This is a genomic window from Allobosea sp. 05L423, assembly GCF_056397745.1.
In genome coordinates, this window is sequence record NZ_JBFTOA010000001.1 from 1 (window position 1) to 26,090 (window position 26,090).

Consider the following 26,090-nt stretch of genomic DNA (forward strand, 5'->3'; position numbering starts at 1 on the left):
CCTTCCGCGCCCAGCGAGCCGAAGACCTCGTCGGTCGAGATGTGGTGGAAGCGGAAGCCTTKCTTTCGAGCCTCCGGCAGCGCCCGGTAATGCCGCAGCGCCTCCTGCAGCAGCGTGAAAGTGCCGACGACATTCGTCTCGATGAAGGCCGCCGGCCCGTCGATCGAGCGGTCGACATGGCTCTCCGCCGCCAGATGCATCACGATGTCCGGCTGGAAATCGGCGAAGATCGCCTGCATCCGCTCACCGTCGCCGATATCCGCGTGCTCGAAACGATAGCGGTTGCTGCCCGCAACAGGAGCCAGCGAGGCCAGATTGCCGGCATAGGTCAGCTTGTCGACGACGCAGACCTCATGCCCGGTCTCACCGATCAGCTTCCGCACAACCGCCGAACCAATGAACCCGGCGCCGCCGGTGACGAGATAACGCAAGGGCACGCCGCAGAACTCCGAGAGGAAAAGCGATCAAGTTCCAAGTCGAGGCGGCAAAAAGCAGCCTCCTCTTAAGGAGTCAAGCGACCGGTTCCTTGCTGCCATCGTCGTGAAGGCGGGGCAGCGGCGTCACGATACGCTTTCATTTTTCGCCGTGGTCTTTCAAGCGTGGGATCTAGTCCAGGCAGCCTGAGGAGGCGCAGGACCGAGCCGTCCGGCTAACCCGTCGCGCAACCCCGCCCAGATCGGCGGCAGGCCTCCCGGAGCGCCTTTGAGCGCCATCAGTCCGATCTGCATCGCCAGCGCTGCGCAAGACTTGATCCGCCAAGAAAGCGGCACATGCGAGAGCCGGGCAACGGCGATCACGTTGCGCGCGTAGTAGTAATTTCGGATCGGAGCATGGCGCAGGATCTGGGCCTTGCCGAGTTCGTCTTCACTCACCGCCTCGCCCCAGCGATGCGGCATCGCGAGATCTCTGGCGATGTAGGATGCCCAGCCCTTGCTCCAGGCGCGAAAACCCCATTCGACGTCGATGCCGGCGATGAAGAAATCGTCCCGGAAGGGGCCGATATCCCGATAGGCCTCGACGCTGATCAGCGAACCCGAGGTCGGTGCAAAATCGACGCCCGCAAGACCGTCGCCTCTTGGCTGGCCGCGCCATTCATAACGGATCGGCTTGTAGAAACCCTCTCCCGGCGGAACGAGGCGGGGAGCCAGCACGGCGACCCTCTCTCCGGCCCGCTCCAGTTCCTGCATCCGGCCGGCGAGCGCTGCCAGTATCGCCGAGGTGGGCTCGCTATCCTGATCGAGCAGCAAGACATGCGTGAAGCCTTCTTCGGACGCGGCCTCCATCACGGCGTTGAGGCCTCGCCCCAGCCCGACATTGTCGGGGCTCGCGATCAGGCGCAAATCCGCCGGGGTCAGTGCAGCGGCAGCGTCGGGCTCCAAGGAACCGTTGGCAAAGGCGATGAAACGTGTCCCGCGCAGGCCATCGACCTGTAGGGCGAGCAACGCCGAAACCGGCCGGTACAACACCACGGCAGCACAACAGCGCCTGTCGGACGTTTGTGCTTTCGGCACTGCCATCATGTCATGCTCTCAGCTTTCCCGGTGGCTTTAGCGCTGCTTGCCGAGCTGATCAACCAATCCGAGGAAGACTCACGATGCCATCCGGTGCTGATCGTCGCTCTGCTCGCTCCTTGTTCCGGAACGGCTCAGGCCGGCGCCGTAGCCGGATTTGAGAAGCCTTGAAGGTTGGGCGTTTGCCGCGACCCTTTCGATGCCTCTGAAGTCATCTTTCCGGGAAAAATGTTGGCTCGTGATGCTACCGCCGCACGAGCCAATCGCATGCAATTCATGCCCGCCCGCTGCCGAGAACGGGCGGCCGAGCATCTTTTTATGTGGTGATCAGGCCACGTCGAAGCGATCGAGGTTCATCACCTTGGTCCAGGCCGCGACGAAGTCCTTCACGAACTTCTCCTTGGCATCGGCGCTGGCGTAGACCTCCGCCAGCGCGCGCAGGATCGAGTTCGAGCCGAAGACGAGGTCGGCGCGCGTGCCGGTCCACTTTGCTGCGCCGGTCTTGCGATCGGTGCCTTCGAACAAATCCTTGGCGTCAGAGATCGCCTTCCACTGCGTGCCCATGTCGAGCAGGTTGACGAAGAAGTCGTTCGTCAGCGCGCCCGGCCGATGGGTGAGAACGCCATGCGTGCCGCCATCGGCGTTGACGTTGATCGCTCGCAGGCCGCCGACCAGCACGGTGAGTTCCGGCGCGGTCAGGGTCAGCAACTGCGCCTTGTCGATCAGTGCCGCCTCAGCCGCCACCTTCGCACCTGCCTTCTGGTAGTTGCGGAAGCCGTCGGCCGCCGGCTCCATCACGTCGAAGGCATGGATATCGGTCTGCTCCTGCTTGGCATCGGTGCGGCCCGGCGTGAACGGCACCGTGATGTTGTGGCCGGCAGCCTTCGCCGCCTGCTCGACGCCGACATTGCCGGCGAGCACGATGAGGTCGGCCAGCGAGACCTTCTGGTCGCCGTCGGCTTCCTTGTTGAACTGGCGCCGGATACCGTCGAGGACCTCGACCACCTTGGCGAGCTGGGCCGGACGGTTGATCTCCCAGTCCTTCTGGGGGCTGAGGCGAACGCGCGCGCCGTTGGCGCCGCCGCGCTTGTCCCCGCCGCGGAAGGTCGAGGCCGAGGCCCAGGCGGTGCCGACCAGCTCGGAGACGGTGAGGCCCGAAGCCAGGATCTTCTCCTTGAGGGTGGCAATGTCCGCCTGGCCGACAAGCGGGTGATCGACGGCCGGCACGACGTCCTGCCAGATCAGCTCTTCCTTCGGCACTTCCGGGCCGAGATAGCGCGAGCGCGGGCCGAGATCGCGGTGGGTCAGCTTGAACCAGGCGCGGGCGAAAGCCTCGGCGAAGGCCTGCGGATTCTCCAGGAAGCGGCGCGAGATCTTCTCGTAGGCCGGGTCGAAGCGCAGCGACAGATCGGTCGTCAGCATCGTCGGCTTGTGCTTCTTCGACGGGTCATGGGCGTCTGGGATGACCGCCTCGGCGTCCTTCGCCTCCCACTGGATGGCGCCGGCCGGGCTGCGGGTCTGCACCCATTCGAACTTGAACAGGTTCTCGAAGAAGTGGTTGCTCCACTGCGCCGGCGTCTGCGTCCAGGTAACCTCGATGCCGCTGCCGATCGCGTCCGCGCCGTGGCCGGTGCCGTAGCTGCTGGCCCAGCCCAGCCCCTGCGCCTCGAGCTCCGCAGCCTCCGGCTCCGGCCCCTTGTAGGACTCCGCGGCGGCGCCGTGGGTCTTGCCGAAGGTGTGGCCGCCGCCGATCAGCGCCACGGTCTCCTCGTCGTTCATCGCCATCCGGGCGAAGGTCTCGCGGATGAAGTGGGCCGCGGAAATCGGATCGCCATTCGCGCCCGGGCCTTCCGGGTTGACATAGATCAGGCCCATTTCGGTGGCGCTGAGCGGCGCATCGAACTTGTCGAGCGGACGATGGGTCAGCCACGCCGTCTCGGCGCCCCAGTTCACGTCACGATCCGGCTCCCAGGTGTCCTCGCGGCCCGCGGCGAAGCCGAACGTGCGGAAGCCCATGGTCTCCAGCGCGACGTTGCCGGTCAGGATCATCAGGTCGGCCCAGGAGATCAGCTGGCCGTATTTCTGCTTGATCGGCCACAGCAGGCGCCGTGACTTGTCGATGTTCACATTGTCCGGCCAGCTATTGAGCGGAGCGAAGCGCTGCTGGCCACGGCCGCCGCCGCCACGGCCGTCGGCGAGGCGATAGGTGCCGGCGGCATGCCAGGACATGCGGACGAATTGCGGGCCATAGTTGCCGAAATCGGCGGGCCACCAGTCCTGCGAATCGGTCATCAGCTTGCGCAGGTCGTTCTTCAGCGCCTGGTAGTCGAGCTTCTTGAACGCCTCGCGGTAGTTGAAGGCCTGGTCCAGCGGGTCGGACTTCGACGAATGCTGGTTCAGGAGGTCGACAGGCAGCTGGCTCGGCCACCAGTCGCGGTTCTGTCGGCTGGCACCGCCGCCATGGGCGACGGGGCATTTGCCCGTGCTGTCCTCGGTCTTCGCGTTCATGTCTCTCTCCAGAGCTGGGCTTGGCGGAATATGTGATTTCGTCGACAGGCGAACCGATATCCAAGCGGGAATGCGGCGCCTGCCACAGTCAGCAAAGCGAACAAATGTCAGGCGACCGGCAAGTTCTCACCGGACGGGGCCCGAAGGCCCGGCTGATGGCAGGCGCAACATCATCGACCCCTGCGGTGCGCCACGGCCTCGGCATCTGCGATCCCCCCTTCGCTACCAGCGTCTTACCAAAGACGTCTCATTATATTAATTCGGATTTTCTGATCCAGATGATAAGCTTGGATTATGATGAACCTGACTTTCAAGCAGCTTCGCTACTTCGAGGCCTTGGAACGCCATCGCCATTTCGGCCGCGCCGCCGAGGCGTGCTCGATCTCGCAGCCGGCTCTTTCCATGCAGATCAAGGCATTGGAAGAGGAGCTCGGGACCGAGCTTTTGGAGAAGGGTACACGCCAAGTCCGCTTGACGACCTTCGGTGAAGAGATCGCTCTGCGCGCGAAGGATATCCTGCGCTCCCTCGATGAACTGGAACGCTACGCAGGCGCTTCGCAGGACGGGCTGGTGACACGGCTGCGCATCGGCGTCATCCCGACGGTCGCGCCCTATCTCTTGCCGAGCCTGATCGGCGAGCTAACCGATTTGCACGGCGGCCTCGATCTCCATATCCGCGAAACGTTGACGCCGCGACTCGTCGAGGAGCTGAACGACGGGCGTCTTGACATGGCGATCGTCGCCTTGCCGGTTTCGGAACCGTCCCTGACGGAAGTGGCGCTCTTCACGGAAAGCTTCGTCTTGGTGCGACCGAAGGAGGACGAAGGAAAGCCCGTCCCCGATGCTGACGCGCTGCGCGAAATGCGGCTTCTTCTGCTGGAAGAGGGACACTGCTTCCGCGAGCAGGCCTTGTCGTTCTGCAAGATCAAGCCGCGCTCGGCCCGGCCGCGCGACATGCTCGATGCGAGCTCTTTGACGACACTGGTGCAGATGGTCGATGCAGGCCTGGGCGTGACGCTGATACCGGAGATGGCGGTGGCCCTCGAAACGCGTTCGGCGGGGGTCTCGGTGGCAAAATTCAAAACGCCTCAACCGTCCCGAACCGTTGGCATGGTCTGGCGCAAGACGAGCCCGCTCGCGAAACAACTGCTTCAGATATCCGACAAGGTTCGTCGATCAGCCGGTATGTCCAGGGCAAATCCCTCGACGCACACGCATTCCTGAGGCTTGCCGAGCCCATTGCCCCAGCGCTTTCGAGACGTCCGCCCGCCTCAAGTGCGATGGCGATGCCCGGGCCAACACCGATGGGATCAATTGGTCCACCCCGAAGACATCGCCGCGAAGCAGCGTCAGGTCGGTGGGCTGGTCTTGCAGGGGCAGTCCTGGGATAGATCCGGACGAGCCCGCGAGCGGTTCAAGCCGGCCGCGCAATCGCGACTGGTCTGCCGGGCTAACCGCCGCGGCGGGCCCCGGGTTCGCCGATCTGGCGATTGCCTGCGAGCGGGGATCTCCTGCCAATCTCTTTGCGGTTACGTTCGAGCCGTTGTCGTTGCCGGGACCGGACTCTCGGAAACGGCTCGCAAGCATCGCACAGTATGAACGGGGTCGATCCGGACGTTGTCGGGCACGCCCTGAGCGCATTCCTCAATGAAGTCTCCGCAGCGAGGGCCGAAAGCGCAGCCGACCGGCGGCGCGGCCAAATCGGGCGGCGAGCCGGGAATAGCCTTCAGGCGCTCGTCCTTGCCGAGCGTGGCATGGGCCCGGGAGGCGAGCAGTCCGCGCGTATAGGGATGGGCTGGGTTGCGGATGACGCCCCGGCACGAGCCGCTCTCGACGATGCGTCCCGCATACATCACAGCGATCCGGTCTGCGACCTCGACCGCAACTCCGATATCATGCGTCACGAAGACGATGGCGAGGCCGAACTCCCGCTGCAACTCCCGCAGCAGCAGCAGGACCTGAATCTGCACGGTCGCGTCGAGGGCCGTCGTCGGCTCGTCGGCGAGCAGCACTTTCGGCCGGCAGGCGAGGGCGAGCGCGATCATGGCGCGCTGACGCATGCCGCCCGACATCTCATGCGGGAAATTGTCGAGCCGGCGCTCCGGCGAGGGGATGCGGACGCGCTCGAACAATTCGAGCCCGCGCTTGCGGCCCTCGGCGCGCGAGACGCCCTCATGGCGCATCACCGTCTCGGCGATCTGATCACCGATGCGATAGACCGGATCGAAGGCGAGGCCGGGATCTTGGAAGATCATCGAAACCGTCTTGCCGCGATAGGCGCGCAGGGCCGAGGGCGATAGGGCGAGCACGTCCTGCCCGTCGACAGCGACCGAGCCGCCAATCTTGGCGGATTTGGGATGGAGCCGCATCAGCGCCCGCAAGGTCACGCTTTTGCCGGAACCGGATTCGCCAAGCAGCGCGACAGTCTCCCCCGGTTTGAGCGAGAGATCGACGCCGCAAACGGCGCGGATCATGCCGCGGCCGGCCGCGAAATCGACGGTAAGATCCTTCGCTTCAACGATCGGGGCTGTGCTGGTCATGCGGCCGCGAGCCTCGGATGGCCAGAGGCGGGGTCGGCGAGATGGCAGGCCGCGAAATGCTGTGAGCTGGCCTCAGTCAGCTCGGGCTCCGCATGGCTGCAGAGCGCCGAAGCCATCTTGCAGCGCGGGTGGAAGCGGCAGCCGCTTGGCGGGTTGATCGGGTTCGGCGGGTCGCCGGCCAGCGGCGCTTCCTCAGTCAGGCTGTCGGGGTCCATCGACGGCATGGAAGAGAGCAAGGCGGCCGTATAGGGATGGCCCGGCTTCTCGAAGATCAGCTCGGATGGCCCGACTTCGGCGACCTTGCCGAGATACATCACCATGATCCGGTCGGACATGAAGCGCACGACGTTGAGGTCGTGGGTAATGAACATATAGGTCAGACCGAAATCGCGCTTGAGGTCGAGCAGGAGATTGAGAACCTGCGCCTCGACCGACTTGTCGAGCGCCGAGACCGCCTCATCGAGAATGAGCAGGCGCGGGTTCAGCGAGAGCGCGCGGGCGATATTGACGCGCTGGCGCTGGCCACCGGAGATCTCGTGCGGATAGCGCCCGGCGAAGCGGCGCGGCTCCAGCCCGACGCGATGGAGCAGGTCATGCGCCTTCGCGATCGATGCGGAAGCCGAGGCGCCATGGATGCGCGGGCCGAAGGCGACCGTGTCCTCGACCGTTAGCCGGGGGTTGAGCGAGGCGTAGCTGTCCTGGAAGACCATCTGGACCTGCCGGCGGAACGCCTTCAGGTCGAGCGCGGCGGAGCCGACCTTCTCGCCGTCGAAGAGAATGTCGCCAGCATCGGGCTTGACGATCTGCATGACGAGCCGGGCCGTGGTCGATTTGCCGCAGCCGGATTCGCCGACGATGCCGAGCGTCTCGCCCTTGGCGATGCTGAAGTCGACGCCGTCGACGGCGCGGACAGTGCCGCTCGGCCTGCCGAAGAGGCTACGCTTGCCGCCGAAGTGCTTGACCAGCCCGCGCACGTCGAGGAGCGGCGTGCCTGCGCCGCCGCGGTCGCGCGGATCGTTCGCCAAGCCGCTCATTGCCGCACCTCCATCGCGCCGCGCAGGCCGTCGGAGAACAGGTTGAAGGAAATCGAGGTGATGAAGATCATCATGCCCGGCAGCGCCGCGACCAGCGGCTGGCTGTAGATCGCGGTGCGCAAGGTGTTGAGCATCAGGCCCCATTCCGGCTCGGGCGGCTTCACGCCGAGGCCGAGGAAGGAGAGGCCGGAGGAGAGGATCATCGAGACGCTGATCAGGCCGGTCGCATAGACGAAGATCGGCCCCAGCACGTTGCCGAGCACATGGACACGCACGATGGTCAGCATGCCCGCCCCGGATATGCGGGCAGCCTCGACGAAGTCGCGGTTGCGTGTCTGGGTCGTGACCGACTCCGCGACGCGCGCGATCTGCGGCACGAAGACGACGGTCAGCGACACGATCGAGTTGAGGATGCCGGCGCCGAGCGCACCCGAAAGCGCGATCGCCAGCAGCACCGAAGGGAAGGCGAAGAACACGTCGATGACGCGCATCACCAGGGTGTTGATCCAGCCGCCAACATAGGCGGCGAAGATGCCGATCGAGGAGCCGAGGATGAAGGCGAGGATAACCGGCGTGACGCCCATGAAGAGCGAGAGCCGGCCGCCATAGATCAGCCGCGAGAGCAGATCGCGGCCGAGTTCGTCCGTGCCAAGCGGATAGCCCGTTGTGCCGATGGGCCGCAGCCGCCGCACCATCGAACCGCGGAACGGGTCGGCGGGCGCGATATAGGGCGCGAAGATCGCCGCAAGTATGATGAGCAGGATCACGGTGAGCGCCAGCATCGCGACGGGATCGCGTACCAGCCGGCGTCCCACGCTTGACCAGTAGCCCTCGCTCCTGACGGGGGTCATGACGGCGAGCGCTCCGGCATCGATTGCGCTCATGCTTTCAGCCTCGCTGGATGCGCGGGTCGAGCGTGGTCTGGAGCACGTCGACGATGAGGTTGAGGCCAACGAAGAACAGCGCCAGCACGAGGATGGTGCCTTGCAGCAGCGGCAGGTCGCGCTGGAAGATCGCAGTGTTGAGCAGGAAGCCGGTGCCGGGCCAGGCGAAGACGGTCTCGATCAGGATCGAGCCGCCGAGCAGGTAGCCGAGCTGCAGGCCCATTACAGCGAGCGCCGTCGGCGCGGCATTGCGCACGACATGCTTGAAAACATCCCACTCGCCCATGCCCTTGGCGCGCAGCGCCTGGACAAAATCCTGTGAGAGGATGTCGGCGACGAGCGCGCGCACGGTGCGCGCGATGATGCCCATCGGGATGGCCGACATCGTGATCGCCGGCAGGATGATGTACCGCAGATGCTCCCAGTCGAACGTCCAGGCTGTCGAGCCGCCTGGACCGGCACCCGTCGAGGGCAGCCAGCCCAGGATGGCGGAGAAGACGATCACCATCACCATGCCCAGCCAATAATGCGGCACGCTGACGCCGAGTATCGAGACCAGCGAGGCGAGCCGGTCGAGGACGCTGCCGCGGAAATAGCCAGCGACGAAGCCGAAGAAGGTGCCGAAGCCGAAGCCGATCAGCGTCGCCAGCGAGGCAAGGATCAGCGAGTTGCCGACGGCCCGACCGACCTCCGAAACAACCGGGCGGCCGGATGCGATCGAGGCCCCGAGATCGCCATGCAGCACCTTCCAGAGCCAGAGCGCGTATTGCACCGGCAGTGGCTTGTCGAAGCCATAGGCGGCGCGCATCTCGGCCTGCTGCGCGGCAGTGGCGTCGATCGGCATGATCGCCGTCAACGGATCGCCCGGCGCCAGGTGGACGAACATGAAGCAGACGATGCTGACGCCGAAGGCGACGGGCAGCACGTAGACGAGGCGCTTCAGGGCGTAGAGAAGCAAGGATCACCTCCCGGCGACGGGCGCAGCCGCGCGAGGCGGCCGCGCCACCGCGTTCTCACTTGTCCATCGTGATCGGCGAGAAGTCCTGGAACCAGTTCTGCGCCTGGACGAAGCCCTTCACCTTGGCGGTCATGGCGCGCGGGTTCACATCGTGCGTCACCATCAGGAAGAGCGCGTCGTCGACGTATTTCTCGTGGATCTTCTGCAGGATGCCGGTCTGCTCTTTCGGGTCGAAGGTGTTGCGCACCTGGTCGAAGAGCTTGTCCATCTCCGGGTCGCAGTAATAGCCCCAGTTGGTGCCGGCGGGCGGGGCGAGGTTGCACTGGAGATGGCGGATGAAGCCGGTGAACGGATCCTGGATGAAGTAGGTGTAGTTCATGCCGGTGCCGCCGCGCGAGCTCGCATCCTTGGCGCCAGCGCGCCAGATGTTGATGAGCTGGTTCCACTCGACCACCTCGAAATCGACCTTGATGCCGATATCGGCGAGATTCTGCTGCACCAGCTCGTTCATCGACAGCGGCTGCATCTGGCCGGAACCCGAGGGAGAGATCAGGATCTTGGTGACGAGCGGCTTCTCCGGTGTGTAGCCGGCCTCCTTCATCAGCTTCTTGGCCTCGTCCGGCTTGTATTCGAGCTTGAACGTGGGCTTGCCGAACCATTGATGTCCGGGCGGGTAAAAGCCCTCGGCCGGGATCATCATGCCCGCCAGCAGTTCCTTCATGCCCTCGCGGTCGACCGCCAGATTGGCCGCCTTGCGGATGCGGATGTCGTTCCAGGGGGAACCCTCGGCGCGCGACAGGTGCCAGGTCCAGTTGTGCGGATAGGCGTTGGTGACGATCTTGAAGCCGGCCGATATCAGCGATTTCGCCGCGTCCGGCGCAGGCGCCTCGATCCAATCGACCTGACCGGAGCGCAAGGCCGCGACGCGGGCATTGGCCTCCGGCAGCGGCAGCAGGATCATTTTGTCGAGCTTCGGCACGCGCGCCTTGTCCCAGTAGTCCGGGTTCGGAACCAGCTCGGCGCGCTCGCGCGGCACGAAGCTCGCGAGTTTCCACGGGCCAGTGCCGGAAGGTGACTTGGCGACGTTGTCCCAGCTCTTGCCCTGCTTCTCCCAGTTGGCCGGCGAGGACATCAGGATCCAGGCAAGCTGATAGGGCAGGGTCGCGTCGGGCGACTTGGTGGTGATTTTCAGCGTCAACGGGTCGATGGCGCGATAGGAGGCGACGGCGGGGATGCGCGACTTGCCCTGCGCAGACTGACGCTGGTCGAATTGCGGAGCGTCGTTCTTGAGCAGCTTGTCGAGATTCCAGACCACGGATTCGGCGGTGAAGGCTGAGCCGTCATGGAATTTCACGTCGGGGCGCAGCTTGAAGAGCCACTTGGTCTTGGTCGGGTCGGTGGGATCGAGCCCCCAGCTGAGCGCCAAGCCGGGCACGAGGTCGGAGGGCTTGGTCGCGCTCGACAGGTCCCAGTTGATGAGCGCGTCATAGACCGTATAGCCCATGAAACGCATGCCCTCGCCGCCATTGTCGGTCTGGCCGGTGGTCAGGGGAATGTCCGACGCCGTCATGCCGATCCGCAGCGTGCCTTGCGCCCAGGCGACACTGTGCAGGGTGGGCAGGATGGCGAGCACGAAAGCCGTCTTCAGAACAGATAGGCGCATAGAACTCTCCCGGTGGCATCGAGCCATCCGAGCAAGCACCGTGCCATCCGACATTTCTGCGCTGGCTCGCGTCGTAACGGTTCTGCGATTCCGCAATCGGGGATGTCGCGTTTCGGTTGGGGATGCCGGTCGTCGCCCTCTCTGATCGATCTTGGCGGGCCGGGGCAGCCCCAGAAGCACATGTGGTGCGGCAGGATACTGCGGCTGACGGCCGACGGCGCGCGCCGCCGTTACCGACCGAGGACGCCGACCGGATGGTATGCGCCCGGACCGTTCACCTGGACCGTCAATCCGGACGAGATCATCGCCGCCGCCGGGCGAGGGCGCCAGGCCCTGAGCTTGGTCCGCGAGGTGCGGGTTGCCGTGTGCAGCCGCTTGATCGAACGTGAGCTTCCGAACCACGGGCGAAGGAGGAAATGCCCTTTGCCGTGGTCCGGCCAGACGAGTGGTACCGCGCCGGCGCCCGGGCTGATGCGGCCCCTATTCCATCGCGGAAGTGAAACCCACACAAAGCCGCCGTAGTGCGACAACGTAGGGGTTGCGCGCCAAAAAGCTGGCTTCGCCAAAATAGATGGGAATTTCGGGCAGTTCCGGCAATTCGATCGCAGTGATCGTGGTCTCGTTGCCATCCATGCACCAGGCGGGAATGATCGCGTAGCCGAGACCGGCCTCGACGCAGCGTTTCACGCTTGAGCTGCCCGATGTCGAGATCGCGATCTCCATCTCGATGTCGTCCTGCTGCAGATAATCGATGGCGAGGTTGCGCAGAAGCTGGCCGGGCTCATAGGTGACGAAGGGGCGTCCCTGGACCCACTGCCTGATCTCCCCTCGCGGTGGCGTCCCCCATTCGCGCGGCAGAACGAGCGCCGGCCGATAAGTGCAGACAAGGTGCTGCGGCACATTGGGATCGCCGAAATAGCGCTCGGTAATGCACAGATCGAGGCTGCCGTCCCGGATCATCTCCGGCAGGGCGGTATCGCGCTCGAAGGCGATGATCTCGACCTGCGGGAAAAGCGCACGGAACTGCGCCAGGATCGGCGGCATCAGATAGAAGAAGATGGCCTGCGGCAGGCCAATCCGCAGCACCGGCCGCTCCTTCTGGAGCGTGCGGTCGAGCCGGGTCAGCACGGTATCGAGCTCCGGCAGCAACAGCTTGTAGAGGCTGCGCCCACGCGGCGTCAGGGTCACTGTCTTGGCGCCCTGCTCGGAGACGACGAGCCGTTCCGCCAGCAATTGCTCCAGCCGCCGCACATGGTTGGCGGCCGACTGGTAGCTCATGCCGAGCTTGCGCGCCGCGGCGGAATAGGAGCCGTCGCGCGCAACGATGAAGAATGTCTGGATGAGCGTCAGATTGGCTTCGCGCATGATCCCTTCCGGCGGACGGCCCGTCATTCCTTCCTACAACAGCGCGCCTTCCGCCACTTGCAAACAATGAGGCAAGTCGAAGCAGATCATTTGCATCGACCCGATGGGTGAAGCCGACGAGGTTCTCGGCATCGCATTACGGGACGAACCGCGCCGGCATGGCCTCCTCTTCATCCATTCATGTTGCCGTGGTCGGCGCCGGGATCGTGGGCGCAGCCGCCGCCCATTTCCTGGCCGCCACGGGCGCACGGGTGACACTGCTCGATGCTTCCGGGCCGTCGGCAGGAGCAACCGGCGCCTCGGATGGGGCGGTTTCGGTCGCCAGCAAACGTCCCGGCCCGATGATGGATCTCGCACGCCACGCCCGGGCCTTCTACGTCCGCAGCGAGCGGGATGGCCTGTTTCGCGGCCTGTTCCATTGCCGCTCGACTTTCCTCGTTGCACGAACGGCGATCGAGGCAGAGCTCGTCGCCGAACATGGCGCCGACCTCGCGGCGGCGGGCGAGCGCGTCGTCGAGATCAGCCGCCCGGTCCTGCTGAATCGCATTCCGGGCTTGGGGGGCAGCGTCTGCGCAGCGCTCGAAATTCCCGATGACGGGCATGCGCTGGGCTACGAGATCACCGAACGGCTCCTGCACAAGAGCCGCGTCAGCATCCGCCGCAATGCGCCAGTGTCCGAGATCGTCATGCGGGCCGGGCGCGTCGGCGGCGTCGCGATCCGGGACGAGCTGCTTGCAGCCGATGCGGTGCTCGTCGCCGCAGGCATCGGCTCGGCTCCGCTGCTCGGCCTCGGCGAGATTCTGATCCCGCGCAAGGGGCAGATGGTCGTCACCGACCGGGCCAGCGCGGCAGGCCCTGCGATCGATGGTCATCTGATGGCGGCTTCCTATCTCGCCGCGAAGCGCGGCATCGTTCGCGACAACGCCCATATCGGCTTGGTGATCGACCCGCTGATGACGGGCCAGTTCCTGATCGGCGGCAGCCGCGAAGACCATCGCAGCGACCACGCCACCGATGCGGTGACCATCGCGGCGATCCTGCGCGAGGCTCTGGATCTCTACCCCCCGCTCGCCGGTCGCCGCGTCCTGCGCAGCTTCGCCGGGGTGAGGACCGCTTCCCGCGACGGCTTGCCGATCGTCGGCCTACACCCGCATCGCGAAGGCGTCGTCATTGCGACTGGCTTCGAGGGCGACGGCATCTGCCTTGGGCCGTTCATGGGTGCTTGCGCTGCCCGCCTGCTGCTCGGCGAGAAGCCGGAAACCGACCTTTCCGCTCTGGCGCCGCAACGCTTCGCTCGCGTCGAGGCCCAGGCATGACCAGCCATTTCTTCTGGAACGGCGAGCCGGTGGCTTTCCAGCCGGGCGAGACGATCGCGGCAGCTCTGCTCCGGGCCGGCGTCGCCGATCTCGGCCAGTCCAACGATGCGCCCGGCGGGCGGGTGTTCTGCGGGATCGGCGCCTGCCAGGGCTGCGTCGTCGCGGTCGCGGGCGCGGCGCCGGTCGAAGCCTGCCTGACACTCGCAAGCGAAGGCCTGCGGCTCGGCGCGCTGCCCGCGATCGGAGCCGACCATGCATAAGGCCCCTATCCTCGTCGTGGGCGGCGGTCCGGCCGGCGCGAGTGCGGCTGCCACCATCGCGGAAGCCGGTCTGCCCGTCCTGCTGATCGAGCAGCGGGATCAGCTCGGCGGCGCCATCCATCGCCAGCCGGCTGCCGGCCAAGAAAGCCATGTCTGGCGGCCCGCTCGCCACCGCCGCAACTGGGCCGGGCTCATGGCGCGGCTCCAGGCCTCAGCCGGTCGCATCGAGACCCGGACGCAGACCGTCTTTCTCGGCGTCGACGGCGAAGGCCACTTTCTGTTCGACGATCGTCGTGCCGGCCGCGTTTTCGCGCGCCGCCCCCGTGGAGCGATCATCGCGGTCGGTGCCGTCGAGACGATCCGCCCGTTCCCGGGCTGGGAACTGCCCGGCGTCATGACGGCCGGCGGCGCGCAGGTGCTGCTCAAGGAAACCGGCCGTCCTCCGGAAGGCCCGATCCTGGTGGCCGGCAGCGGGCCGCTGCTGCCCGCCCTCGCAGCCCAGCTCGCCAAGGCCGGCAATCCGCCGGTCGCCGTGCTGGAGCGCGGCCGGCCGTGGCGCGCCCCTGAGGCTCTGGCCCGTCTCGCTGTGTCATGGGCGCCGATGGCCGAGGCTGCGGCCTATGCAGCGGCACTTGCCATCGGCCGTGTGCCCTATCGTTGCGGAGGCGTGGTGACACGGGCTGAGCCGGATGGCGAAGGTCTCAAGGTCGGCATCCGCGTCGGTGAGACGCAGCAAGTCCTGCGCGTGCGGCATCTGCTGATCCATGACGGCATCGAGCCGAACCGCACCGGCATTCCACTACCGGCCCCCGATGCGGCCGTGTCCATCCTGCTCGCTGGAGACGGGAGGGAAGCGCTGGGTGCGGATGCCGCGCTGCTCGACGGTCGACGCGCGGCGATGCAGGTGCTGGCCCGCCTCGGCCTCGCAGGCACAGACGCTTCGCGGGATGAGCACAGCCTGCAGCGTGCCCGGGGCTTTCAGGCCGCTCTTGCACGAGCGCTCCACAGCGAGCCGATCGCGCCTGCGCCCGAGACCGTGATCTGCCGCTGCGAAGGACGCAGCTATGCGGATCTGGCGGCCCTGCCAGACGACGCTTCGCCCCGCGAGGTCCGGCTGATGGGCCGTTTCGGGCTCGGCGCCTGCCAGGGCCGCTTCTGCGGCCCGATGATCGCGGCCCTGCGGGGCCGGCCATTGCCGGCCGCAACGCCACCGCGCTGGCCCTTGCGACCGGTTTCGGTCGCAGCGCTCGCCCGCCTGACAAACGATGAAACGGAGTGATCTGACCGTGACCATGTCCCTCGCCAAGCCCGCCCGGGCTATCGCTGCCTCCATGGTCGAGGTGACCAATCCGTTCGACGGCGGGCTCGTCGGCAGGGTCCGCCAGGCCGACGAGATCGCGGTGGCCGAGGCCCTGCGCCGGGCGCGCAAGGCGTGGTCCAGCTTCCGCTTCAGCACCCCCGCCGAACGCAAGGAGCTGCTTTATCGGCTTGCCGACCGCCTTGGGGACGAGGCCGAGGCGATGGCCCAGACGATCTGCGCGGAGGTCGGCAAGACAATCACCGAGGCGCGCAACGAGGTCCGCCGCGCCCGCAACACGCTCCGGCTGAGTGGCGACGCCGTCACCGTGCTGCATGGCGAGGTTCTGCCCACAGCCATCGTACCGGGTGCGCCGGACAAGCAGGCCGTCATCACACACGAGCCTGCCGGGGTCCTCGGTGCGATCACGCCGTTCAACTATCCACTCAACCTGCTCTGCCACAAACTCGGGCCTGCGATCGCGGCCGGGAACGCCATCGTCGCGAAACCTTCGCCGAAGGCGCCGCTCGCCGCGCAGCGTCTGGCCGAACTTGCCGAGGAAGCAGGCTTCCCTGCCGGTCTGTTCGGCATCGTCCATGGCGGCGCCGATGTCGCGGCGATGATCGCGAGCGGTGACATCGATCTGCTCAGCTTCACCGGCGGCCCCACGGCGGGCTTGGCGCTGAAGAACGCCTCCGGCCTCGTTCGCTGCCTGATGGAACTCGGCGGCAACGACCCGCTGATCGTCATGCCAGACGCCGATCTCGACCGTGCCGCCGAAGTCGCCATCGCGCACCGCTTCGAGATCGCCGGCCAGAGCTGCGCCGCGGTGAAGCGGCTCTATCTGCACGACGCCATCCGCGAGACGATGATCGAACGCATCGCGGCGCGGGTCGCGAAGGTCGCCACCGGCGATCCGGCCGATGCCGCGACCGTCATGGGCACCGTCATCGACGAGCCGGCAGCGGCCGAGGTCGAGCGGCGCGTGAAGCTTGCCGTTGCGGATGGCGCCCGGATCGTCGCCGGCGGAAGCCGCCAAGGCACATTGTTCGCGCCGACGCTGCTCGACGCCGTGTCGGCGCAGTCGGAGCTCGTCCGCTCCGAGACGTTCGGGCCGGTGCTCGCCGTGCGCCGCTTCGCCGATCCCGATGCGGTGATCGCCGAGATCAATGACGGCGCTTACGGGCTGCAGGCCGGGCTCTTCACGAACGACCATGCGCTCGTGAAGCGGGTCGCCCGCCGGCTCCGCGTCGGCGGCGTCATGATCAACGAGGGCCCGGACTTCCGCGCCGAGAATGTGCCGTTCGGCGGCATCAAGTCGAGCGGGCTGGGCCGTGAGGGCATCCACATGACCCTGCGCGAGATGAGCGAAACCAAGGTCGTCATCGACTGATGATGCAAGGAGCCAATGAGATGATCGATCCCGAACTGCGTCGCCGCCTGACCGGCGTCTTCACCGCGCTGGTCACGCCCTTCCGCGACGGAGCGCTCGATATTCCCGCGCTAGAGAAGCTCATCGCTGCGCAGATCGCGGCCGGTGTGTCCGGGCTCGTCCCGGTCGGCACCACGGGCGAGGCCGCAACGCTGAGCGAGGACGAGGCCGACACGGTCATCCGCACCACGGTGAAGGCCGCGGCCGGACGGGCCTTCGTCATGGCCGGCGCCGGCTCGAACGCGACGCGGCTTGCCGTCGACAAGGCCCGGCGCGCGGAGACGGCAGGTGCTGATGGCGTCCTGCTCGTGACGCCCTATTACAACAAGCCCTCGCAGGATGGGCTGTTCGACCACTTCTCCGCCATCGCCGGCGCCGTGAAGCTGCCGATCATGCTCTACAGCGTGCCGGGACGCACCGGCGTCGAGATCGCGCCTGCGACCGCAGCGCGGCTTGCGGCGGCTCATTCCAATGTCGTCGCCATCAAGGAGGCCGGGGGCAAGGCGGAGCGCATCACGGAGCTGCGACTGGCGCTAGGCGAGGATTTCATCATCCATTCGGGCGATGACGGCCTGACCTTGCCCTTCCTCGCGCTCGGCGCCGACGGCGTGACGAGCGTCGCGTCGAACCTGCTGCCCTCCGAAGTCGTGGCGCTGTGCAGGGCTTGGTCGGCGGGTAACCCGCGCGAGGCGCGCCGCATCCACGAGGCCTTGTTCGATCTGGTCGGCCATCTCTTCATCGAGAGCAACCCGGTCCCGATAAAAACCGCACTCGCACGGGCCGGCGCCATCGGACCGGAGTTGCGGGCGCCGCTCGCGGCTCTGCGCCCGGAAAGCCGCAAGGCGCTCGAAGCAAGCCTGCAATCGTTCGAGAGCCGAGCGAACATATAAGAAAACCGGTAGGACGACGGCTTACTCTCGCATTGTCCTCGGAAGTGCGTCGCCTAGGCTCTTGTCGTCCTAACCACCAGCGCAAGACCGAAAAACATCGGCAAGGGAACGGAGTGGAAAGCTCATGAAATCGATTATTCGCGCCATCTGCGCAGCCGGCCTGGGACTGCTGGCACTTCAAGCCTCGGCTCGGGCCGAGGACACCATCGACGCCATCCGCTCGCGCGGTGTGCTGCGCATTCCGGGGATCATCAACGAGGACCCCTACTTCAACAAGGACCCGCGGTCCGGCGAATGGCGCGGCTTCGCCATCGAGATGGCCCGCGACATCGCCAACACCCTCGGCGTCAAGCTGGAGGTCGTCGAGTCGAGCTGGCCGAACTCCATCCTCGACGTGCAGAGCGGCAAGGTCGATCTTGCGCTCGGTGTCACGGCGACCCCGCAGCGAGCCCTCTCCGTCGCCTTCTCGAACCCGACCTACTTCAACAGCTTCGTCATCGTCTCCCCGAAGCCGGAGCTGTCGAAGCTGAGCTGGGCCGAGCTCAACGATCCGAAATACACCTTCGCGGTCGACCTTGGCTCCTCGCAGGATCTGATCGCCCAGCAATATCTGCCCAAGGCCAAGATGCTGCGCTTCAAGTCCCGTGACGAGGCGATCGTGGCGGTGGTCGCCGGCAAGGCCGACGGTCTCGTCAACACCATGTTGAACGGCCTCGTCATGAGCAAGAAGGCGAGCGGCATCGGCAAGGTGATGGTGCCGTCTCCGGTTCTGTCCACACCCTCCGTGGTCGCCATGAACTGGAAGGCCGACGAGAAGTCGCGCGCCTTCATCTCGGCCTGGGCCGAATACAACCGCCGCATCGGCAACAACCAGACCTGGATCGTGAAGAGCCTCGCGCCCTTCGGCATCACGCTCGACGACATGCCCGAAGGCTTCGGCTTCGGCGGTTAAGGCAGGAGCAGCCCCCAGAGCAGGGCATTTGCGAAAACCGGCTCCGGCCTTTTCGCATCCTGCTCAGGGGCCGCTTTCACGAAAGGCTGGCATGACATGTACACGTGGAGCTTCGCCCCGATCCTGCAGGCGAGTGATCTGTTCCTCTGGGGAGCGTGGATCACCATCGTCTACACGGTGGCCTCCATCGCTATAGGGCTGGTCCTAGGGCTGCTCCTCTGCTTCGCGCGGCTGTCTGGTATCGGGCCGGTGAGCTGGCTGGCGCAGGGCTTCCAGGAGCTGTTCCGCTGCACGCCGTTGCTCGTGCAGCTCTTGTGGATCTATTACGCGCTGCCGTTGCTGCTCGGCTTCGATCTCGCCAACTGGGCGGCGGCGCTGATCACGCTCTCGCTCTATGCCGCAGCCTTCTATGCCGAAGTCTTTCGCGGCGGCATCGTCTCGATCGACAAGGGGCAGTCCGAGGCAGGCGCTGCGATCGGCATGTCGGGCTGGCAGGTGATGCGGCGCATCGTGCTGCCGCAGGCGGTCCGCCGGATGATGCCCGCCTTCATCAACCAGTCGGTGACGCAGTTCAAGAATACCTCGCTGATCTCCGTGATCTCCGTGGCCGAGCTCACCTACATGGCCAGCATCGTCAACGGGCAGACCTACCGCCCGCTGGAATCCTACACCGTCCTCGCGCTGCTCTATTTCGTGATCCTGTTCCCGATCACGAAGTTCGCCGACATCGTCGAGAGCCGGACGCGCGGCAGCCATTGAGCGAGAGCCATTCCATGAACTCCGTTCCCAAGCCTGCCGCCCGCGACACCGTCCTCGAAGCACGCGGCATCACCAAGCGCTTCGGCGCGCTCACCGTCCTTCATGGCATCGATCTCTCGCTCACCAGCGGTGAAGTCGTCTCGATCATCGGGCCCTCCGGCTCCGGCAAATCGACCTTCATTCGCTGCATGAACATGCTGGAGGTGCCGGACACCGGCGAGGTCCTGTTCCGCGGCCGCCGTGTCGGCCCGAAATTCCGCGGCACGGGCCAGCTTCTCGGCCTCGGCGAATTGCGGCGCCATGTCGGCATGGTGTTCCAGCACTTCAACCTGTTCCCGCACATGACGGTGCTGGAAAACGTGATCGAAGGCCCCATGACCGTCCAGCGCAAGCCGCGCGGCGAGGCCATCGACATCGCGATGGACTACATCGCCAAGGTCGGCCTGGCCGAGAAACGCGACGCGCGACCGGATCAGCTTTCGGGGGGACAGAAGCAGCGCGTGGCCATCGCCAGAGCGCTGGCGATGCAGCCGGACGCGCTGTTGCTCGACGAGATCACCAGCGCGCTCGATCCGGAACTCGTCGGAGAGGTTCTGGGCGTGGTGCGCAATCTTGCGGAACAGGGCATGACCATGGTCCTCGTCACGCATGAAATCTCGTTTGCGGCCGGTGTTTCCGATCGGGTCGTCTTCATGGAAGGCGGCCGCATCGCCGAGCAGGGCAGTCCCGACCGCATCCTGCACAACCCGGACAACGAGCGTCTCAAGACCTTCCTCGCGCGCTTCCATGGCTGATCGGCAGGCAAGCAACGCGCGGCCCTTCAAGGTCGTCATCGTCGGCGCCGGCCGGGTCGGCATCGCCCTGGCGCTGCTCCTGCGCGAGGCGTCGGAATTCGAGTTCGTGCTTGCTGACCCAACCGAGCCCGGCCGCGGGCGAGCCAAGGACCTTGCGCTGCCGCTGACGGAAGCGGATCCGGGCAACGCGGCGCAGCTCGACCGGGTCCTGGCCGGGGCCGACGCTGTCGTCGCGGCATTGCCCTCCTCGGCGACGCCGATGGTGGCCGCGGCCGCCCGGCGCAGCGGAAGCCACTATCTCGACCTCGGTGATGACGGAGCCGCGCTCGAAGCCGTCCAGCGCGAGGCCAGCGCCGCGGCCGGCTGCTTCGTCGCCCAATGCGGCATCTCGCCGGGGCTCGTCTCGGGCCTCGTTCTCGATCTCGCCTCGCGCTGTCCTGGCCTACCGGATATCGACGTCCGGATCGGCGCTCTGCCGCGAACGGCCACCGGGCGCCTGGGCTACGGGCTGGTCTGGGATGTCGACGCCACGCTGCGGGAATACACGCGCGCCTCGCTTGCGCTCGTCGACGGCCACGAGACCGGGCTGGCGCCGCTGTCCCGCTGCAGCCCCTTGCACCTCGGATCGCGCGACTATGAGGTCTTCGTCTCCGGAGCCATCCCGGGTACGCTTCGCGACCGCTTGGCCGGCAAGGTCGGAAATCTGATTTCACACACGATCCGCTACCCCGGGCATGCCGACCAGATGGCGTTTCTGCTCGACGAGTTGAAGCTGCGCGAGCGCGTCTATTTGCTGCGCAATCTCTTCCTCAACGCGCTGCCAGAGATCGCCGACGATCGCCTGCTGATCTCGATCACCGCGGCGTCTCGCTGCGCGGAAGGTGCACCCCACGAGCATTTTCTGCGCGAGGTCGAGCCGATGCGAATCGGCGATGTCTCGATCGGGGCCATGCGGCGCACGGCCGCCTCCCATGTCGCGGCGGTGCTCGATCTGCTGCGTCTCGGGCTGATCGGCCGCAGAGGGCTCCTCGCGCAAGAGGACATCCCTCTGGACCTCCTGCGCAAAAACCGGTTCCTCGCCTGGTTCTTCGAGACGCCTGGGGCTGCCTCCGGGCGTGTTGGGCAGGGAGTGCTTCCATGAACGGATCTGGCTTCATGCGGACGAGCGCAGTCGTGAACGATCTGAGCGTCGGGGTCCTGATGCTCGACACCCATTTCCAGCGTCTGCCGGGCGATATCGGCAACGGCCGGACCTGGCCGTTCCCCGTCCAGTTCCGCGTCGTGCGCGGCGCCGATCCGGCTGCCATCGTCCATGGTCGCCCGGAAGAGTTCCTCGAGCCCTTCATCGCAGCCGCCCTCGATCTCGTCGCTTGCGGCGTGCGCGGCATCACCACGAGCTGCGGTTTTCTGGCCTTGCTTCAAAGGGAGCTCGCCGACGCGCTGCCGGTTCCTGTCGCGACGAGCAGCCTGCTGCAGGCACCGCTGATCGAGGCGATGCTGCCCGGCGGGCAGCAGGTCGGCATCCTCACCTTCGCCGCGGAAGCCTTGACGACACGGCATCTGGCCGCCGTCGGAGTGCGCCCGGACACCCCCATCGAGGGGCTGCCTCCGGACAGCCTGTTCCGCCAGGTCTATGGCAATCGCGGCGGCGTGTCCGACATCTCACGGCTCGAGGAGGAAGTCGTGACAGCTGCCCGAGCGCTGGTCGCCCGCCATCCGAATGTCGGTGCGATCCTTTGCGAATGTACCAATCTTCCGCCGCATTCGGCGGCAATCGCCGCTGCAACAGGACGGCCGGTCTTCGACATCATCGGGTTCGTCGAATGGTTCGGGCATGCGATATCGCCGCCGAGCTTCCGATGAGATTTGGCGGGTCGCGCGGGCCAGCTCTCGGCCTCGAGTCAAGGACCTGAGCGATTGAGGCGCTCGTCGCAAGGCGGGACCAAGCATATTCCCTGGGCCAGATCAGGCCATCGATAGCGCCGCCAACGGCGTCAACCGCACTGGCGTGAACCTCCGCTTCAGACGGTGGTCCAATGTCCTGTGGCGCAAGGCGGTGCTGAGCATCGGAGTGTTGATCAATATCTCAGCGCTTTCGAGGGGCGATTAATTTTTGGGCGAATATCGCCGTATTGTATGCATGTTTCCGAGCACTAGCGGGCCGCGACCGGCTCACAGCGCGATGGATGGGCTCAGAAAGCTCGGCACGGTAACTGCATTGCCTCCTCCCGGACTGAAGCGTCCGGCGCCCAGCGGCGCCGGCTATCTCGGGAGAGCATCATGGCCATCACGCGTCGCGCCGCCATTGCCGGAGGCCTGTCAGCGCCATTCCTGATGACGGCACGTGCCAGCGCGCAATCGCCCAGCCGCAGCGAAACGCTCCTGCTGGTGCAGGAATACGGACCGAACAGCCTGGACATGCAGGGCATCGGCGCGTCGCAGCCGGTCAATGGCGTCGCGCTCAACTGCTACGACCGGCTGCTGCGCTTCAAGCCGGTGCCGATCCCCGGCGGCGGCGGCAATCAGGTCTCGATGAGCGAACTCGAAGGCGAGCTTGCGGAGAGCTGGCAGGTCGCCTCGGACGGCATGAGCTGCACCTTCAAATTGCGCGACGCCAAGTTCCACTCCGGTCGCCCCGTCACTGCCAAGGACGTGAAATGGTCGCTCGACCGCGCCGTCACCATTGGCGGCTTTGCGACCACGCAGATGAATGCCGGCTCGCTGGAGAAGCCGGAACAGTTCGTCGCGGTCGACGACAAGACCTTCCGCGTCGATTTCCTGCGCAAGGACAAGCTGACCATGCCGAACCTGGCGGTCACGATCCCCTTCGTCTTCGACTCGGAACTCGCCATCAAGAACAGCGGTGGCGACCCGCTCGCCAAGGAATGGCTGAAGAACAACGTCGCAGGCTCCGGCGCCTTCAAGGTCGAGAGCTGGAAGCCGGGCGTCGAGACGATCTATGTCCGCAACGACGACTGGGCCAGCGGCCCGCTGCCGAAGCTGCGCCGCATCATCGCGCGTGACATCGCCTCGCCATCGACCCGCCGTGCGCTGATCGAGCGCGGCGACGCCGACGTCTCCTACGGCCTGCCGCCGAAGGACTTCAAGGACCTGCTCGACGGCGGCAAGATCAATGTCGTCGGCGTGCCGATCCCCAACGGCGTCTGGGGGCTCTATCTCAACAGCCAGGTCGGCCCGTTCAAGGATGTCCGGCTGCGCCAGGCCGTCGCCTGGGTGTTGCCCTACGACAAGATGCTGCAGGCCTCGCTCTTCGGCCGCGGCGTCGACATGTCCGGCGGCCCCGAGACGCCGAAGCCGGCCTGGCCGACGCCTTTCGCCTACAAGACCAATGTCGAGAAGGCGAAGGCGCTGGTCGCGGCCGCCGGCGGCGGCTTCTCGACCACGCTGCAGTTCGACGCCGGCAACGCGACCGTGGCCGAGCCGATGTCCGTGCTGATCAAGGAGGCGCTCGGCGCCATCGGCATCGACGTGGAGATCACCAAGGTTCCGGGTGCCAACTTCCGCACCGAGATCGCCAAGAAGACCAATCCGATGACGCTGAACCGCTTCGCCGGCTGGCTCGATTACCCAGATTACTACCTGTTCTGGACGATGCACGGCAACAATTCGATCTTCAACATCGCCAACTACCAGAACCCGGAACTCGACAAGCTGATCGACGCCGCCCGCTTCACCACCGACAAGGCCGAATACGAGAAATTCGTGGTCGACTTCGTCAAGCTGGTCGAGCGGGAGGTCCCGATGATCCCGATCTCGCAGCCGACCCACGACGTCGCGATGCAGAAGTCGATCGGCGGCTACCAGTTCCAGCCCTGCCGCGAGCCGGACTTCCGCTACCTGACCAAGGGGTGAGGGGCGTTTTCACGAGCGGGTGCCATGCGCCTGCTCGTCATGCTCGGGCTCGACCCGAGCATCTCGATCAGGCGATTCTCGGGTCTGCGCTGCGCTCCGCCCGAGAATGACGCAAGCAACCTCGGGGGAACTGTACATGCTCGGCATGATCGCCGCCCGTTTGAAGACGACGATCCCTTCGGTGATCGGCGTCATCATCGTGACTTTTCTGCTGACGCGCGTGCTGCCCGGCGACACCGCCGCATATTTCGCCGGCCCGGCCGCCTCGAAGGAGGCGATCGCCGATATCCGCGGCAAGCTCGGGCTAGACCAGCCATTGCCTGTCCAGTTCGTCTCCTATGTCACGGCGCTGGTGAAGGGCGATCTCGGCACCTCGCTCACCACCGGCCAGCCGGTCACGGCCGATCTGGCGCAGCGCCTGCCGGCCTCGGCCGAGCTCACCCTGATCGGGTTGCTGATCTCGATGGCGATCGCCTTGCCGCTCGGCGTGCTGGCCGCGGTGCGGCAGGGCTCCTGGATCGACCATCTCTGCCGGATCGTCGCGACGGCTGGTGTCTCGCTGCCGGTGTTCTTCACCGGGCTGCTGCTGGTCTATGTCTTCTACTTCATCCTGGGTTGGGCGCCCGCGCCGCTCGGGCGGCTCGACGTCTTCTTCTCGGAGCCGCGGCGCGTCACCGGTTTCCTGCTGATCGACAGCCTGATCGCGCGCGATTTCGAGATCTTCCGGGCCGCTCTCTCTCAGCTTCTGCTGCCGGCGCTGACGCTCGCCATCTTCTCGCTCGCGCCGATCACCCGCATGACGCGCGCCTCGATGCTCGCCGTGCTCGTCGCCGATTTCGTGCGCACGGCCCGCGCCAGCGGCCTGTCCACGCGCAAGGTCATCGGCACCTACGCCTTCCGCAACGCCATGCTGCCGGTGGTCACCACGCTCGGCATGGTTTTCTCATTCCTGCTCGGTGCGAATGTCCTGGTCGAGAAGGTCTTCGCCTGGCCGGGCGTCGGCTCCTATGCAGTCGAGGCGCTGCTGGCCTCGGACTACGCGCCGATCCAGGGCTTCGTGCTGACCATGGCGATCCTCTACGTCGCGCTGAATCTGCTGATCGACATCCTCTATGGCGTCATCGACCCCCGTGTCCGGCTGGAGGGCTGAGTCATGAACGAGGTGAGCAAGATCGAGCCCGCCGAGCTGCGTTTCGAGGCTCCGCCCTCGACGTCGCTGCTGGCCCATGCCCGGCATATCGTCGCGGAAAACCCCGTCACCGGCTTCGCCTTCGGGCTGTTCGCGCTGATCCTGCTGGCGGCGATTTTCGGACCCTGGCTCGTGCCCTACGACCCGCTGGCCTCAAATACCAATGCGTCGCTGCAAGGGCCGAGCGCGGCGCACTGGTTCGGCACCGACCAGCTCGGCCGCGACATCTTCAGCCGTGTGGTGGCGGCGACACGGCTCGATTTCTCGATCGCAGTCGCCTCGGTCGCGCTCGTCTTTCTGCTCGGTGGGCTCGCCGGCGTCATGGCCGGTTTCTTCGGCGGCTGGGTCGACACGCTGGTCGGGCGCGTCGCCGACACGATCATGGCCTTCCCGCTCTTTGTCCTGGCTATGGGCATCGTCGCGGCGCTCGGCAACAGCGTGACCAACATCGTCATCGCCACCGCCATCATCAATTTCCCGCTTTATGCCCGCGTCGCCCGCGCCGAGGCGAATATCCGCCGCGAGGCCGGCTTCGTGCAGGCGGCCAGACTGTCCGGCAATTCGGAATGGCGCCTGCTGCTGACGCAGATCGTGCCCAACATCATGCCGATCATGGCCGTGCAGATGTCGCTCACCATGGGCTACGCCATCCTGAACGCGGCGGGGCTTTCCTTCATCGGCCTCGGTGTCCGGCCGCCGACGCCGGAATGGGGCATCATGGTCGCGGAAGGCGCGAGCTTCATCGTCTCCGGCGAGTGGTGGGTCGCCTTCTTCCCCGGGCTGGCGCTGATGACGGCGGTGTTCTGCTTCAACCTGCTCGGTGATGGCGTGCGCGATCTCGTCGATCCGCAGCGGAGGAGCTGAC

At 66.1% G+C, this 26,090-nt stretch carries 23 protein-coding genes; 14 read left to right on the forward strand and 9 right to left on the reverse strand.

Annotation, left to right across the window (positions count from 1 at the left end; translation table 11 throughout):
- The 3 genes from AC1DNE_RS00005 to katG form a co-directional block, all read right to left on the reverse strand.
- Positions 1-437, reverse strand: a 437-nt coding sequence (locus AC1DNE_RS00005) for a GDP-mannose 4,6-dehydratase (protein ID WP_476840864.1), incomplete at its 3' end; no start/stop codon positions are given.
- Between the two features lie 156 nt (positions 438-593).
- On the reverse strand, positions 594-1,517 hold the full coding sequence (locus AC1DNE_RS00010; protein WP_476840865.1) for a glycosyltransferase family protein: 924 nt from the start codon (positions 1,515-1,517) through the stop codon (positions 594-596).
- Between the two features lie 321 nt (positions 1,518-1,838).
- Entirely contained in the window at positions 1,839-4,019 is a 2,181-nt protein-coding gene (gene katG / locus AC1DNE_RS00015) for a catalase/peroxidase HPI (protein ID WP_476764979.1), read from the reverse strand.
- A 294-nt stretch (positions 4,020-4,313) separates the two neighbouring features.
- On the opposite strand from katG, the gene AC1DNE_RS00020 reads away from it, so the two are divergent.
- Positions 4,314-5,243, forward strand: a complete 930-nt coding sequence (locus AC1DNE_RS00020) for a hydrogen peroxide-inducible genes activator (RefSeq protein ID WP_441470016.1) — start codon at positions 4,314-4,316, stop codon at positions 5,241-5,243.
- 305 nt (positions 5,244-5,548) lie between these two features.
- On the opposite strand, the gene AC1DNE_RS00025 is transcribed toward AC1DNE_RS00020, so the two are convergent.
- The 6 genes from AC1DNE_RS00025 to AC1DNE_RS00050 all read right to left on the reverse strand — a co-directional run bounded on the left by AC1DNE_RS00025 (position 5,549) and on the right by AC1DNE_RS00050 (position 12,463).
- Entirely contained in the window at positions 5,549-6,559 is a 1,011-nt protein-coding gene (locus AC1DNE_RS00025) for an ABC transporter ATP-binding protein (RefSeq protein WP_441470015.1), read from the reverse strand.
- Positions 6,556-7,593, reverse strand: coding sequence for an ABC transporter ATP-binding protein (locus AC1DNE_RS00030; RefSeq protein WP_441470014.1), 1,038 nt, complete (start codon positions 7,591-7,593; stop codon positions 6,556-6,558). The genes AC1DNE_RS00025 and AC1DNE_RS00030 overlap by 4 nt, the downstream gene beginning before the upstream one ends.
- Positions 7,590-8,477 carry an ABC transporter permease gene (locus tag AC1DNE_RS00035; protein WP_476764980.1) on the reverse strand — a complete coding sequence of 296 codons (888 nt, stop codon included), beginning with the start codon at positions 8,475-8,477 and terminating at the stop codon, positions 7,590-7,592. Before AC1DNE_RS00035 ends, AC1DNE_RS00030 begins: the two co-directional genes overlap by 4 nt.
- 4 nt (positions 8,478-8,481) lie before the next feature.
- Positions 8,482-9,435, reverse strand: coding sequence for an ABC transporter permease (locus AC1DNE_RS00040; protein ID WP_476840866.1), 954 nt, complete (start codon positions 9,433-9,435; stop codon positions 8,482-8,484).
- 55 nt (positions 9,436-9,490) lie between these two features.
- Positions 9,491-11,098 carry an ABC transporter substrate-binding protein gene (locus AC1DNE_RS00045; protein ID WP_441470011.1) on the reverse strand — a complete coding sequence of 536 codons (1,608 nt, stop codon included), beginning with the start codon at positions 11,096-11,098 and terminating at the stop codon, positions 9,491-9,493.
- Positions 11,099-11,578: 480 nt separating this feature from the next.
- A complete protein-coding gene (locus tag AC1DNE_RS00050) occupies positions 11,579-12,463 on the reverse strand; it encodes a LysR family transcriptional regulator (RefSeq protein ID WP_441470010.1) in 885 nt (294 codons plus the stop codon).
- Positions 12,464-12,621: 158 nt separating this feature from the next.
- Between AC1DNE_RS00050 and AC1DNE_RS00055 the strand changes: the two genes are divergently transcribed.
- The 13 genes from AC1DNE_RS00055 to AC1DNE_RS00115 all read left to right on the forward strand — a co-directional run bounded on the left by AC1DNE_RS00055 (position 12,622) and on the right by AC1DNE_RS00115 (position 26,089).
- The gene (locus tag AC1DNE_RS00055; RefSeq protein ID WP_441470009.1) at positions 12,622-13,779 is read left to right on the forward strand and encodes an NAD(P)/FAD-dependent oxidoreductase; all 1,158 of its coding nucleotides are present in this window, start codon (positions 12,622-12,624) and stop codon (positions 13,777-13,779) included.
- Positions 13,776-14,039 carry a 2Fe-2S iron-sulfur cluster-binding protein gene (locus AC1DNE_RS00060; protein ID WP_441470008.1) on the forward strand — a complete coding sequence of 88 codons (264 nt, stop codon included), beginning with the start codon at positions 13,776-13,778 and terminating at the stop codon, positions 14,037-14,039. The genes AC1DNE_RS00055 and AC1DNE_RS00060 overlap by 4 nt, the downstream gene beginning before the upstream one ends.
- Positions 14,032-15,318, forward strand: coding sequence for an FAD-dependent oxidoreductase (locus AC1DNE_RS00065; RefSeq protein ID WP_441470007.1), 1,287 nt, complete (start codon positions 14,032-14,034; stop codon positions 15,316-15,318). The genes AC1DNE_RS00060 and AC1DNE_RS00065 overlap by 8 nt, the downstream gene beginning before the upstream one ends.
- 13 nt (positions 15,319-15,331) lie before the next feature.
- A complete protein-coding gene (locus tag AC1DNE_RS00070; RefSeq protein ID WP_441470041.1) occupies positions 15,332-16,729 on the forward strand; it encodes an aldehyde dehydrogenase family protein in 1,398 nt (465 codons plus the stop codon).
- 20 nt (positions 16,730-16,749) lie between these two features.
- Positions 16,750-17,658, forward strand: coding sequence for a 4-hydroxy-tetrahydrodipicolinate synthase (gene dapA, locus AC1DNE_RS00075; protein WP_441470006.1), 909 nt, complete (start codon positions 16,750-16,752; stop codon positions 17,656-17,658).
- Between the two features lie 124 nt (positions 17,659-17,782).
- Positions 17,783-18,610 (forward strand): transporter substrate-binding domain-containing protein, encoded by an 828-nt coding sequence (locus AC1DNE_RS00080; RefSeq protein WP_441470005.1) that lies wholly within the window; start codon positions 17,783-17,785, stop codon positions 18,608-18,610.
- Between the two features lie 96 nt (positions 18,611-18,706).
- Entirely contained in the window at positions 18,707-19,369 is a 663-nt protein-coding gene (locus AC1DNE_RS00085; protein ID WP_441470004.1) for an amino acid ABC transporter permease, read from the forward strand.
- A gap of 14 nt (positions 19,370-19,383) precedes the next feature.
- Entirely contained in the window at positions 19,384-20,163 is a 780-nt protein-coding gene (locus AC1DNE_RS00090) for an amino acid ABC transporter ATP-binding protein (RefSeq protein WP_441470003.1), read from the forward strand.
- Positions 20,156-21,304, forward strand: coding sequence for a saccharopine dehydrogenase family protein (locus AC1DNE_RS00095; protein ID WP_441470002.1), 1,149 nt, complete (start codon positions 20,156-20,158; stop codon positions 21,302-21,304). The genes AC1DNE_RS00090 and AC1DNE_RS00095 overlap by 8 nt, the downstream gene beginning before the upstream one ends.
- A complete protein-coding gene (locus AC1DNE_RS00100) occupies positions 21,301-22,026 on the forward strand; it encodes an aspartate/glutamate racemase family protein (protein ID WP_441470001.1) in 726 nt (241 codons plus the stop codon). Before AC1DNE_RS00095 ends, AC1DNE_RS00100 begins: the two co-directional genes overlap by 4 nt.
- A gap of 417 nt (positions 22,027-22,443) precedes the next feature.
- Entirely contained in the window at positions 22,444-24,036 is a 1,593-nt protein-coding gene (locus AC1DNE_RS00105) for an ABC transporter substrate-binding protein (protein ID WP_441470000.1), read from the forward strand.
- Positions 24,037-24,172: 136 nt separating this feature from the next.
- Entirely contained in the window at positions 24,173-25,186 is a 1,014-nt protein-coding gene (locus tag AC1DNE_RS00110) for an ABC transporter permease (RefSeq protein WP_476764982.1), read from the forward strand.
- Between the two features lie 3 nt (positions 25,187-25,189).
- Entirely contained in the window at positions 25,190-26,089 is a 900-nt protein-coding gene (locus tag AC1DNE_RS00115) for an ABC transporter permease (RefSeq protein WP_441469998.1), read from the forward strand.
- Position 26,090 lies beyond the last annotated feature (1 nt).